9 protein-coding genes are annotated in these 11691 nt (G+C 71.0%); 2 read left to right on the top strand and 7 right to left on the bottom strand.

The genetic code is table 11. From position 1 onward, the window contains the following. Positions 1–87 precede the first annotated feature (87 nt). From LXN57_RS02520 to LXN57_RS02545, 6 genes are read right to left on the bottom strand one after another with little or no spacing between them, the layout of a single operon-like run. Positions 88–2043 carry a hypothetical protein gene (locus LXN57_RS02520; RefSeq protein ID WP_251796340.1) on the bottom strand — a complete coding sequence of 652 codons (1956 nt, stop codon included), beginning with the start codon at positions 2041–2043 and terminating at the stop codon, positions 88–90. After that, on the bottom strand, positions 1973–3118 hold the full coding sequence (locus tag LXN57_RS02525) for a glycoside hydrolase family 130 protein (protein ID WP_251796341.1): 1146 nt from the start codon (positions 3116–3118) through the stop codon (positions 1973–1975). The genes LXN57_RS02520 and LXN57_RS02525 overlap by 71 nt, the downstream gene beginning before the upstream one ends. Position 3119: 1 nt before the next feature. Beyond that, positions 3120–3950 (bottom strand): carbohydrate ABC transporter permease, encoded by an 831-nt coding sequence (locus tag LXN57_RS02530; RefSeq protein WP_251796342.1) that lies wholly within the window; start codon positions 3948–3950, stop codon positions 3120–3122. After that, a complete protein-coding gene (locus LXN57_RS02535) occupies positions 3947–4852 on the bottom strand; it encodes a carbohydrate ABC transporter permease (protein ID WP_251796343.1) in 906 nt (301 codons plus the stop codon). The genes LXN57_RS02530 and LXN57_RS02535 overlap by 4 nt, the downstream gene beginning before the upstream one ends. Continuing rightward, complete coding sequence (locus tag LXN57_RS02540; RefSeq protein WP_251796344.1) at positions 4852–6141, bottom strand: extracellular solute-binding protein; 1290 nt, start codon at positions 6139–6141, stop codon at positions 4852–4854. The genes LXN57_RS02535 and LXN57_RS02540 overlap by 1 nt, the downstream gene beginning before the upstream one ends. After that, on the bottom strand, positions 6138–7181 hold the full coding sequence (locus LXN57_RS02545) for a LacI family DNA-binding transcriptional regulator (protein WP_251796345.1): 1044 nt from the start codon (positions 7179–7181) through the stop codon (positions 6138–6140). Before LXN57_RS02545 ends, LXN57_RS02540 begins: the two co-directional genes overlap by 4 nt. Before the next feature lie 221 nt (positions 7182–7402). On the opposite strand from LXN57_RS02545, the gene LXN57_RS02550 reads away from it, so the two are divergent. Together LXN57_RS02550 and LXN57_RS02555 are read left to right on the top strand one after the other, a co-directional pair. Beyond that, the gene (locus tag LXN57_RS02550; protein ID WP_251796346.1) at positions 7403–9076 is read left to right on the top strand and encodes a CocE/NonD family hydrolase; all 1674 of its coding nucleotides are present in this window, start codon (positions 7403–7405) and stop codon (positions 9074–9076) included. Between the two features lie 36 nt (positions 9077–9112). Further along, complete coding sequence (locus LXN57_RS02555) at positions 9113–10075, top strand: helix-turn-helix domain-containing protein (protein WP_251796347.1); 963 nt, start codon at positions 9113–9115, stop codon at positions 10073–10075. Here LXN57_RS02555 and LXN57_RS02560 read toward each other — a convergent pair. Continuing rightward, positions 10032–11603 carry a sensor histidine kinase gene (locus LXN57_RS02560; RefSeq protein WP_251796348.1) on the bottom strand — a complete coding sequence of 524 codons (1572 nt, stop codon included), beginning with the start codon at positions 11601–11603 and terminating at the stop codon, positions 10032–10034. The two genes, LXN57_RS02555 and LXN57_RS02560, sit on opposite strands and share 44 nt — an antisense overlap. Positions 11604–11691: the final 88 nt, after the last annotated feature.

Below are 11691 nucleotides of genomic sequence, written 5' to 3' on the forward strand. Positions count from 1 at the left end.
CTGATCGCCTCGCTGTCGACGTGGCCGGCAACGCCGAGCCTTTCGGAAGCGCTTGTCTGCGCTGGCTCGACGTTGCCGCCACGTCCGTCAGCTCCGGACCACAGTGAATCCGCCGGGCAGCACCAACGCGCGGGAACCTGAGGTGCGGGAGCGGCGAACCCCGGCGGCGTCGTACGTCTCGATGGTCGCCGGGCCGTCGACGGGCACCGTCTGGGGTGTGCGGGCGGCGCTGCGCAGCAACGTCGTCGTGTGGCCGCCACCGCCGATGACGTAACGCGACACCAGCGGTTCGAGGATGACCGCGTCCACCACCGCTTCGTCGCCGGTGGCGGCAGCGACCAGGTCGGTCCGGCCGGGCGGCAACTCGCTGGTCAGCGTGATCGGCAGCAACGCCCCGGGCGCCGGTGAGTTGCCCTGCGGGCCGACCTGCCCGTGTCGCACACTGCCCAGCGACCGGCCCGAAGACGTCCAGCGGGTGACCGCCGCACTGCCGGGTTGCAGATTGACCACCGGCAGCACCAATTGGGGCTGGGTGGCCGGCGGCAGCGTGAAGCGGGCGGTGGCCCCGGCCGGCATCCGGACGTACTTGTCGCCGCTGTACTGGGATTCTCCTGTCCAGGGCGACGGCGGGGTGACGACGGCGGCGCCGCCGGCCAGCACCGCCGATTCGGCCTCCACAGTGGCCGAACCGACCCGTGCGACGATGCTGCCCTGGCGCGCCAGGGCGAGAACGTCCGGGTGGGCGTCCAGGGCAAGCATGCTGAGCAGGCCGTGGATGGTCGATTCGGCCCCGGCGTTGCGGTTGACCGCGCCGTCGGCCGCGATGCCGTCCACCGTGCGCCCGGTGGCCGGATCGTAGGCGGGCGCGCACGCCGCGTTGGCTCCGAAGTACCAGGCGGCCACGATCCCGGCGAGCTGCCGGAAGCCCGTACGGCCGGTCGACGACGCCACCGCGAGCAGCGACTGGATGCGCGAGTCGACCCCGTACGCGATCTGGTTCCTGTCGATCCGGGCGGGCAGGCGGCCGTTGTCGGGGCCGCCCGAGGTGAGCAGCCATGGCGTGAAGACGGCCGCATCGGTGACCGCGGGGCGTACGAAGCGGTTCTCCCCCAGCACCTGGCCGGCCCGGGCCAGGGCGGCCGGCATCTGCGAGGCCCAGGCGTGCCAGTCGGATCGGGACAGCGCCCACGGCAGCACCGCGCCGAACGGCCACCGACGGATCGAGCCGTCCGACATCGCCGCGATGCCCTCGGACAGCTGCCGCAACACCCGACGGGCGGACGAGGTGCCGCCGGCCGACACGTAGGCGGCCAGGCCGAGCACCGCCTCGGCGCTGGCGTCGGCGCCGTCGACGACGAGCCACGCCGGGACGCGTACGCCGTCGATGATCTGCCAACGGCCGTACTGGGAGAGGTCCAGCGCCCCGATCGCGAGGTCGAGCCGCTCCTTGAGAAACGCCGCGAACGCCCTGTCCGGGGAACGGAAGGCCGCGTACCCCTCCCCCAGCGCCCAGATCGCCCGGGCCAGCCAGTACGACGGCCCGCTGTCGGACGGATCGGGCAGTTCGACCGGCTCCGGGCTCGCGTTGAACGTGCCGTCCGGCTGCATCCACAGCACGAAGTAGCCCGAGGACAACGTCTGGAAGTAGGTCAGGCCGCGCAGCAACTCGTAGGCCGCCGCGCGACTGGACGCCGAGCCGGTCTGCTTCCAGTGCCGGATGTAGACGACCGCCGCGCGCGCGATGTCGTCCGAGTTGAAGGCGCCCTGCCCGTACGTGTCGGTGGCCGCGTCGTACGGGCCGCCGCCGATCAGGCGGTAGGTGCCGTCGGCGTCGGGCTCGGCATAGGTCCACAGCACACCGATGGGCGAGGCCGGCCGGTACGTGGTGTGCCCCGCCTGCGCGGGCGGCGCCACCGAACCGCGCAGAAAGCCGAGGTGCGCCGTGTTCGTGAGGCGCGTGGACGAAGCGGAACTAGGTGTCGAGCTCAGCAGGGGCGCTGTCAGCGCTAACCCGCTGCCCAGCAACACGGAACGGCGCTTCATGGCTGACTCCTTCGGCGGAGGACGGGAGACGGTCGAGACGAGCGACGCCGATCTTGCTGTCCGCCATGCCGTAGAAGACGTAGTGGACGCCGTCGACCTGCTCGATGGCGGTGGGGAAGACGACGTTGGGCACGGTCCCCGACTGCTCGTCGGCCGTCTCGGGAACGAGGATCGGTTCGCTCGTACGGTCGAGAACGTGGCTCGGGTCGGCCGGGTCCAGAATCATCGCCCCGGCCGCGTACGTGACCCGCTGGTTGGTCGGGTCGAAGCCGGGCGGGATGTAGCCCGTGACCCCGTGATGGATCAGCAGCCAGCCCTCCGGCACCCGCAGCGGCGGCGGCCCGGCCCCGATCTTCAACGCCTCGTAGCCGAACTCGGGAAGGGCGACGCAGCGGTGGTTGCGCGGCCGGGCCAGGGCGTTGATGTCCGCCGCGACCTCGCCGGCGGGCACGTACGAGATCCAGATCCCGGCCCGTTCGTCGGTGATCCCGGCCGGCAGGTGCACGCCCTCGCCGGGCCGGAACCAGCCCAGGTCCCACATCGGGCGGTGGATCATCGCGTAGCTGGGGCGCCCGTCCGGGTCCGGGACCGGCTCGGGAAAGAAGACGGCGTCCTTGTTGGGGAACAGGTTGAGGTCGGTGTCGAGGTCGGGCTGGTACGCGAACTGCACCGGCCCGAGCCGCGTCCAGTGCTCCAGATCCTCGGAGACCGCCAGGGCGAGCTTCGGCCCGAGCGGACCAAAGGCCACGTACGTCATGAGGTGCTTGCCGAGCCTGGGCACCCACGTCGTCCGCGGGTCCTCGACGCCGGCGTTGTTGAGCCCGCGCTCCCAGCCCTCGTCGGGCGAGAGCACGATGCCACGGCGGTCAACCCCCACGGGTACGCCGTCCTTCAGCTCCACTTCGGCCAATCCGACCCGGGACACGTTGCCCGTGGCCACGAGCCGTGGCAGCAGGAACAGGCGCCCGTCGGGCGTACGGCCGCTCGCGGGGTTGAGAACGCCCTCGGCCTCGAGGGGGTCGCCGGCCTCGGGCGCCATCACGACGCCCAACCGGGTCAGGGTGTACGGAACCATGTCAGCCTTTCACGCCGGAACCGATGTCGGTGGAGATGAACTGTCGCTGGAAGGCGACGAAGAGCGCGACCGCGGGCGCCGCCAGCACGCAGGCGCCGGCGAGGATCGCGCCGAACGGGTTCGACGCCCGCGACGACACGTTGCTGATGTAGTTGGCCAGGGAGACGGCCAGCGGCTGCATGTCCGCGTCCTTGGTGACCAGGAACGGCCACAGGAACTCGTTCCACGGCCCGATGAACGTCAGCAGGATCGCGGTGAGCAGAGCCGGGCGTACGAGGGGAAGGGCGACCGACCGCAGGATGCGCAGCTCGCTCGCGCCGTCGAGCCGCGCCGCCGAGAAGAGGTCGTCCGGCAGCTGGAGGAAGAACTGCCGGAAGATGAAGACCGCCGTGGTGTTGATGGCGAACGGCAGGATCATGCCGAGGTAGTTGTCGGCCAGGCCGTAGCCGCGCACGATCAGCACGTACAGGGGAATGAGCAGCAGCTGGAACGGAATCACCTGCACCAGCAGCACGAGCGCGAACAACACGCCCCGCCCGCGCCACTGCAGCCGGGCCAGCGCGTAGCCCGCGATGGTGCCGAACACGACCGTCCCCAGCAGCACGCCGCCGGTGAAGATGCCCGAGTTGACCAGCGAGCCGAGCAGGTCGACGCGCGCGTTGATGTCCTGGTAGTTGTCGAGCGTCAGCCCCGAGGTCGGGAACGCGCCCTTCACGGACGTGTCCGGCGACGACTGCAACGACCCGATCAGCATGTAGTAGAAGGGGAACAGGAAGATCAGTGCGCCCAGGAACAACAGGAAGTAGCGCACGACGTTCGGCCAGCGCCTCATGAGTCCCGCCCTTCGATGAACCGACGGTTGAGGTACGCGACGACCAGCGTGCCGAGCACCAGGATCACGCCCAGCGCGGCCGCGAAGTCGGGCTCGCCCTGCTGGATGCCGCGCTGATACATGATCAGCACCGGCGAGGACGAGGACCCGTTCGGGCCGCCGCCCCCGGTCAGCAGGTAGGGCTCGGTGAACAGGTTGGCCCCGGTGATGAGGGCCAGGATCACCACGAGCGCCGTCGACGACCGCACCGCGGGCACGGTCACCGACCAGAACTTGTTCCAGCCGTTGGCCCCGTCGACCGAGGCCGACTCGTACAGTTCGTTGGGCACGTTCTGGAGCGCGGCCAGATAGAGCAGGATGAAGAAGCCGAGCTGCTTCCAGGTCACGAAGAACGCGATGACCGGCATCGCCCAGCCCTCGTTGACCAGCCACGACGGGTCGGGCGCGAGCGGGCCGAGCAGCGAGTTGACCAGGCCACCCGAGTTGAACAGGAACAGCCACACGCCGACCACGGCGACGCTCGCCGTCACGTACGGGACGTAGAACGAGACCCGCAGGAACGTACGGGCGTGGACCACCCGGTTCAGCGCGACCGCCAGCACCAGCGCCAGGCCGGTCGTGAGCGGCACGTTGATGACCAGGAAGACCACGATGTTCTTGAACGCCTGCCCGACCGCGGGGTCGGTGAGCGCCGCCTTGTAGTTGTCGAGCCCGACGAACGGGTGGTCGACGATCGCGCCGGGCGCGGCGAAGAAGTAGTCGTGGAAGCTCATCCACACCGAGAACCCGAACGGGTAGGCGAAGATGACCGCGAGGTAGACGGCGTAGGGCGCCGCCAGGATCATGCCCACCGGGTGGCGGCCGAACAGGCCCGCCACCCGATTCTGCGTGGCGGCCGCCATCAGGAGCCGCTGGCCAGTTGGTCGACCTTCTCGGCGGCGCCGGCGAAGGAGTCGGCCACGGGCTTCTTACCGAAGATCACGGACTCCGAGTACGCGTCCCGGAACGCCTGCCAGATGGCGACGGAGTTGGGCACGTTGGGCACCTCGACCGTGCGCGCGGCCTGGTCGGCGAAAGGCTTGTAGTCGGCGTTCTTCGCGAAGTAGTCGGGGAAGGCGGTCTGCAGGTCCTTGCGCAGTGGCATCTGGCCGGTGGCGTCGAGCAGTTTGCCGTCCTGCTCCTGGCTGGTCGCGAACTTCATGACCTCCCAGGCCGTGGCCCGGTTCTGGCAGGCGCTGTACATGGCCACGTTCTTGGCGTCGCTGAACGTCTTGATCTGGTCGGCCGGCTTGCCGGTGGAGGTCGGCACCGGGACGGTTCCCCACTTCACCTTGTCGCCGTACACCTTGATCGCCCATGGGCCGACGATCGCCATCGCCGCCTTCTTGTCGGCGAACGAGTCCCCGTTGTACATCTCCTTGGGCGCCAGGCCCTCGTCGTACAGGGTCTTCCAGAAGTTCGCGACGGCCTGGCCCTGCGGGGTGTTGAACTGGGCCTTGTTGTCCTTCACGAGCTGCGTGCCGTCGGTCTCGGCGGCGAACAGCGGGTAGAAGTCGAACCAGGACTGGAAGAACTCGCTGCTCGGCGCGGGATAGATGGCGGCCTGGGCGGCGTTCGATGACTTGATCTTGCGAGCGGCGGTCAGGAACTCGTCGTACGTGGCGAGAGCGGGCTTCTCCGGGTCGAGCCCCGCCTTGGCGAAGATGTCCTTGTTGTAGATGATCCGGACCGGGTTCGACTTCCACGGCAGCTGATAGAACTTGCCGTCCGGCGACTTGTACTGCTCGGCGGTGTCGCCCGTGCGGTCGGCGATGTACTGCGCGCCGCCGTCGAACGAGTCGAGGGCGACCAGGCCGCCCTGCTTCTGGAACTGCGGGACGGCCGCCGGCGCGGTGTTCCAGATCAGGCAGGGCGCGTTGCCGGCCGTGATCGCGGCGCCGATGACCTCTTCCGAGCTCTTGCCGGCCGGGATCTCCTGCGCGGTGATCTTCTGGTCGGCGTGCCGGCCGTTCCACGACTCGACCATGGCCTTGCCCCAGGCCAGCTCCTCCTGGTTGTTGGAGAGCCAGATGGTGATCGGGCCGGTGGCGGCGTTGGCCTGGTCGGCGTCGCCACCCCCGCCGCTGCCGTCGCAACCGGCGACGACAGCGAGAGAGAGGGCGAGCAGGGCGGCCGGGAGGGTGCGTTTCATCGTTTCTCCGTTCTGACTGCGGGGGGCGGGGGCGCGGTGGACGCCCGGATTACCAGCTGGGCGGCGGGAACGGGGACGTCGTCGACCGTCCCGCCGTCGATGAGGTCGAGCAGGGCTTCGGCCGCCTTCCGGCCCCATCGGTACGGGTCGGTGCGGACGCTGGTCAGGGGCGGCGTGACGTAGGCGGCCAGGGCGGTGTTGTCGAACCCGGTGACCGACAGGTCGGCCGGGACGGCCACTCCGTGCTCGACGGCGACGGACAGGCCGGCGATGGCCATCAGGTCGTTGGAGTAGACGATCGCGGTCGGCCGGTTGTCCGCGCCGAGCAGCGCGCGGGTGGCCGCCGCTCCCCCGGCCGCCGAGAAGTCCGCCTCCACGACCGGACCGGCGGGCAGGCCGGCCTCGGCCAGCGCGTCCTCGAACGCCCGGCGCCGGCGGGAGCCGTGGAGGAAGTGGGCTGGGCCGGCGACGTGGGCGATGTGGCGGTGACCGAGGCCGGCGAGGTGTTCCACCGCGGCCGCGATTCCCGGCCGGTCGTCGACCAGCACGGCCGGGAAGCCGCTGGGCACGTCGGGCCGGGCGATGGAGACGGCCGGCATCCCCAGCTCTTCGAGCAGCGCCATCCGCGGGTCGTCGACGCGGAGGTCGAGCAGGAACACCCCGTCGACCCGGCCGGCGCCGGCCAGCCGCCGATAGCCGGCCTCCTCCTCGCTCGCGGGCACGACCTGCAGAACCAGGGCCTGCCCGCGGTCGGAGAGCGTGCGCTCGACGCCGGCGATGAAGGACGGGAAGAACGGGTCGGCGCCGAGCAGTTCGGGCTCGCGGGCGAGAACCAGGCCGACGGCGAACGAGCGGGAGACGGACAGGGCCCGGGCCTTGGTGCTCGGCGTCCAGCCGAGATCCCGCGCCGCGGCCAGGATCCGCTCGCGGGTGTCCTCGGAGACTCCGGGCCGCCCGTTCAGAGCGAACGAGACGGTGCCCTTGGAGACCCCGGCGGCGCGCGCCACGTCGCGGATCGTCGGCCTGTCTGCCCTGGTCATCGCACCTCTTCGGAGTTACTAAACCGGTTTGATCGAAACATAGACCGGTTTCCCGGATCGCACAATCGGAGGCGTCGAATGGATGAACGGCTGTCGGAGATGTCCGATCAGATGATGGTCACTTCATCCCATCCGACACCCCGTCAGGCCCCGTCACCCCCGCCGCCGCAACGAAGCGACGGGCCGAGCGCCGCCCCTCCGTCATGGGTTACGTTGCGGTCATGGCGAAGATCAGCAGGTTGGCCGGACTGGCCGCGGACCTCGCGCTCGGACTACCGGTGCGGGCCGTGCCGTACGAGATCCGCAGGGACGTCTCCGTGCCGATGCTCGACGGCGTCGCGCTGCTGGCGAACCACTACCGGCCGGTCGGGGCGGACGGGCCGCTGCCGGTGGTGCTGATCCGGGTGCCGTACGGGCGGGACGGCGCGTTCGGGCAGGTGTTCGCGGCGCCGCTCGCTCGCCGCGGCTTCCAGGTGTTCATGCAGGCCACGCGCGGGACGTTCGGCTCGGGCGGGCAGTTCCGGCCGTTCACCACCGAGCGCGACGACGGCCTGGCCACCGTGGACTGGCTGCGCAAGCAGGAGTGGTGCGACGGGCGGATCGCCATGATCGGCGGCAGCTACTTCGGGCACACCCAGTGGGCCGTCGCCCCGTACGCCGACCCGCCCCTGACCTGCGTCGCCCCGCACATCACGTCGGCCAACGTCACCAACCGCCTGTTCTACGAGCAGGGCGTCCCGTCGATCCACACCGCGCTGAGCTGGTCGGCCCAGATCGGCCGCCAGGAGCGCCCGGGGCTGCTCGCCGGGATGCCCGACCCCCGGGTGAAGACGCGGGTGCGCCGGGCACTGGGCCGGCTGCCCCTGCAGGCGGTCGACGTGCAGGTGGCAGAGGCGCCGGTGCCGTTCTGGCGGGATTTCGTGGCGCACGCCGAACCCGGCGACGACTTCTGGGCACAGGCCGACCACGACGGGGCCGACCTGAGCCGGATGCCGCCGGTCAGCATGGTCACCGGCTGGTGGGATCTGTTCCTGGGCGGCAACCTGGCCGACTACACCGCTCTGCGCGCGGCCGGGGTGCCGGCCCGGCTCGTCGTCGGGCCGTGGCTGCACGGAGAGCCCGGCGAGCTGCGGACGATCGTGCGGACCGACGCGGCCTGGCTCGACCACCACCTGCGCGGCGGTCCGGCGCCGTCGGGCGCGCCGGTGCGTGTCCACCTGCAACGGGCGAACAAGTGGCTCGAGTTCGAGGAGTGGCCGCCGAACGCCGTACGGGAAAAGGTCTTGAATCTGGGCAGCGGTGGCGGCCTGGCCGAAGTGGCGGAGCCTGAGGACCGCGGCGGCCCGAGCCGGTTCACCTACGACCCGGCCCGCCCGACCCCGACCGTGGGCGGCCCGCTGCTGCAACCGCCGGGCAAGCAGGCCGACAACCGGCTGGTCGAGGCGCGCGACGACGTCCTCGTCTTCACCGGCCCGCTGCTGTCCGAGGATCTCGACATCGTCGGCCCGGTCAGCGCGACCCTCCACGTGCGCACGTCCATCCCGTACGCCGATGTCTTCGTCCGCCTCTGCGACGTCGACGAGAAGGGTGTCTCCCGCAACGTCGTGGACGGCATCCACCGGCTCGACCCGCGCACCCTCGACGCGCCCGGCATCGAGCCCGGCATCGACGGGGTCCTGGCCGTGCACGTCGAGCTGTTCCCCACCGCCTACCGCTTCCGCGCCGGGCACCGCCTCCGCGTGCAGGTCAGTGGCGGCGCGTTCCCCCGCTACGCCCGCAACATGGGCACGGACGAGCCGTTCGCCACCGCCACCGCCGGCCGCCCCTGCCATTTCGAGGTCTTCCACGACGCCGCCCGCGCGTCCCAGATCACTCTGCCCGCGCTGGACGGCTGATTCCGGTGGCCGCCCGGCGGTGCGAGACTCGCTCCCATGGGGTACGTGCTCGACACCGCTGAGCTGGCTGCCGGGCAGCGGGTCGAGGCCGTGAACGCGGCGATGCTGTATGCCTCGGCGCCGTGTCACGTGCTGCACGAGGATCCGGCCGGCGCGGTGCACGCGCGGCTAGAGGTGTGGGAATTCGGCGAGGCCAACATCTTCACGCATCGGTCGTCGGGGATCCGGTTGCTGCGCACGGCGAAGCTGGCCCGGCAGGACGCCATGCCGGTGGTCGCGCTGGCCGTGCAGCAGCACGGCGACGGGCGGATCGAGCAGGGCGGGCATCAGCGTGTCGTCCCGCCGGGTGAGCTGCTCGCCGTCGATCTGTCGGCGCCGTACGACTATTCGTGGTCGGGCGACGGCGGGGCCGGGGCGCTGCAGATTCCGTACGACCAGTTGGGCCTTCCGCTCGACGTCGTGCGCCGGGCCTCGGCCGAGCTCGCCAGGAGCCCGATCTACCGCCTGGTCACCGGGCACATCGCGCAGCTCGGCCGCGACCCGGCCGGTATCACGGCGGATCCGGCGGCGGCCACGGCCACGGCGGCCGCCAGCATCGACCTGGTGCGGGCGCTGCTCGCCTCGGCCGCCCGCTCCCGGCGGCATGCCCGGCCGGTGTTCGCCGAGACGCTGCTGACCCGGATCCGCGCCTTCACCCGGCTGCGCCTGGCCGACCCGGAACTCACGCCCGCGATGATCGCCGCGGCGCACGGCATCTCGCTGCGACAGCTCTACAAGCTCTGCGCCGGCGCCGGCCTCAGCCTCGAGCAGTGGATCATCACCGAGCGACTGCACCGCGTACGCCAGGAACTCACCCGGCCCGACCGGCGGCACCTGCCGATCGCCACGATCGCGCTGCGCTGGGGTTTCCGCGATCCCACCCATTTCACCCGCCGGTTCAAGGCCCGGTACGGCGTCACTCCCTCGCAGTGGCGGCAGCGGGCACAGCAGGTTCACTGAGGTCGCCGCCGGGCAGGGCGGGGATCGTGAACCAGATCGACGCGCCCTGCTCGACGTCGTGGTCGAGCCAGATCCGGCCGCCGTGATACTCGACGATCTTCTTGACGATGGCCAGGCCGATGCCGGTGCCCTCGTAGGCGTCGCGCGGGTGCAGACGCTGGAAGATGACGAACACCTTGTCGGCGAACTCGCGCTCGATGCCGATCCCGTTGTCGCGCACGTTGATCTTCCACTCGCCGCCGTCGCGCTCGGCGGTCACCCGCACCTCGGGCGGCACGTCGGGGCGGCGGAACTTCAGCGAGTTGCCGACCAGGTTGACGAACAGCGTCGTCAGCAGCGGCTCCTCGCCCTCCACGGCCGGCAGGTCGCCCCAGCTGATCCGCGCCTCGTCGCCGGCACGGGCCTCGAGCTGCGACTTCACCTCGGACAGCACCTGGTCGAGCTCGACCCGCTTGAAGCCGGTCGTGATCCGGCCGATCCGGCTGAACGCCAGCAGGTCGTTGATCAGGCGTTGCATCCGCTCCGCGCCGTCGACCGCGAAGCCGATGTACTGGTCGGCGCGTTCGTCGAGCTGACCCCCGTACCGCCGCTGGAGCAGCTGGCAGAAGCTGGCCACCTTGCGCAGCGGCTCCTGCAGGTCGTGCGAGGCGACGTAGGCGAACTGCTCGAGGTCGCGGTTGGAGCGGGTGAGCTCCTCGGCCTTCGCCTCCAGCCGCTCGTTGGCCGATTCCACCTCGGCCCGCGCTTCCCGAACCAGCGTCAGCTCCCGCGCGATCTGCCGGCGCATGCCGTCCACGTCGGCGGCGAGGCTGCGCAGCTCGGGCGAACCGCCGCTGGTGATGGGCCGCTCGTAGTCGCCGCCGGCCACCTGGCGCACCTGCCCGGCGAGCTCGGTGACCGGCCGGGCGACCAGCCGGTTGAGCAGGATGAGCATCAGCGCGCCGACCACGATGACGATGAGGGCGGCGCCGATCTCGAGTGCGACCAGCGTGGAACCGGTGCGCCGGGCGGCCGCGGCCGCCTCGTTGCGCAGGTCGAGAATGTCGGCCTGGAGCTGGTCGACGGCGGCGCGCAGGGCGTCGAACTGGTCGGTGCCGATGTTTCCGGTGAAGTCCCCGTCGATGACCGGCTGGGCCACGGTGCGGCGCCACTCGGCGGCCCGCTCGCGCACGACCCGCAGGCTGGTGGTGATGGCCGTCGCGCCGCCGGACGCGTTCAGCGTCTCGATCCGGGTGAGCAGGTCACGCTCGGTGACCATCCCTTCCTCGTACGGCTGGAGGTTCTCGGCCGACCGGCTGAGCGCGTATCCGCGTACGCCGGTCTCCTGGTCGAGATAGGCCGAGTAGAGCTCCTGGCCGGCGACGCGCATCGGCCCGGTCTTCTCGAGGATCACGTCGAGGTTGTCGTTGCTGTCGACCGCGGTCACGGCGGCCAGCGCACCGATGCCGGCCAGCAGAATCCCGGCCACGGTGAACAGCACCGCCACCCGGCGGCGCAGCGTCCACCCTCGCAGGCGTGCGCGGAACATCGGCTCTCCTCACGACAAAGGCACCGAAGTATGGCGCACGCGTTCGGCGCGGTCATTGTCGGATGGCAAGTTCCGGGTAGGCCGGACC

It is taken from the genome of Paractinoplanes hotanensis, assembly GCF_023717965.1.
In the GTDB taxonomy this organism is placed as follows: domain Bacteria; phylum Actinomycetota; class Actinomycetes; order Mycobacteriales; family Micromonosporaceae; genus Actinoplanes; species Actinoplanes polyasparticus.

Excerpts from the sequence above, each read along its gene's own strand:
- LXN57_RS02550 (WP_251796346.1), top strand. The coding sequence starts at position 7,403 with ATGGCGAAGATCAGCAGGTTGGCCGGACTGGCCGCGGACCTCGCGCTC.
- LXN57_RS02555 (WP_251796347.1), top strand. The coding sequence starts at position 9,113 with ATGGGGTACGTGCTCGACACCGCTGAGCTGGCTGCCGGGCAGCGGGTC.
- LXN57_RS02520 (WP_251796340.1), bottom strand. The coding sequence starts at position 2,043 with ATGAAGCGCCGTTCCGTGTTGCTGGGCAGCGGGTTAGCGCTGACAGCG.
- LXN57_RS02535 (WP_251796343.1), bottom strand. The coding sequence starts at position 4,852 with ATGGCGGCCGCCACGCAGAATCGGGTGGCGGGCCTGTTCGGCCGCCAC.
- LXN57_RS02525 (WP_251796341.1), bottom strand. The coding sequence starts at position 3,118 with ATGGTTCCGTACACCCTGACCCGGTTGGGCGTCGTGATGGCGCCCGAG.
- LXN57_RS02545 (WP_251796345.1), bottom strand. The coding sequence starts at position 7,181 with ATGACCAGGGCAGACAGGCCGACGATCCGCGACGTGGCGCGCGCCGCC.
- LXN57_RS02530 (WP_251796342.1), bottom strand. The coding sequence starts at position 3,950 with ATGAGGCGCTGGCCGAACGTCGTGCGCTACTTCCTGTTGTTCCTGGGC.
- LXN57_RS02560 (WP_251796348.1), bottom strand. The coding sequence starts at position 11,603 with ATGTTCCGCGCACGCCTGCGAGGGTGGACGCTGCGCCGCCGGGTGGCG.
- LXN57_RS02540 (WP_251796344.1), bottom strand. The coding sequence starts at position 6,141 with ATGAAACGCACCCTCCCGGCCGCCCTGCTCGCCCTCTCTCTCGCTGTC.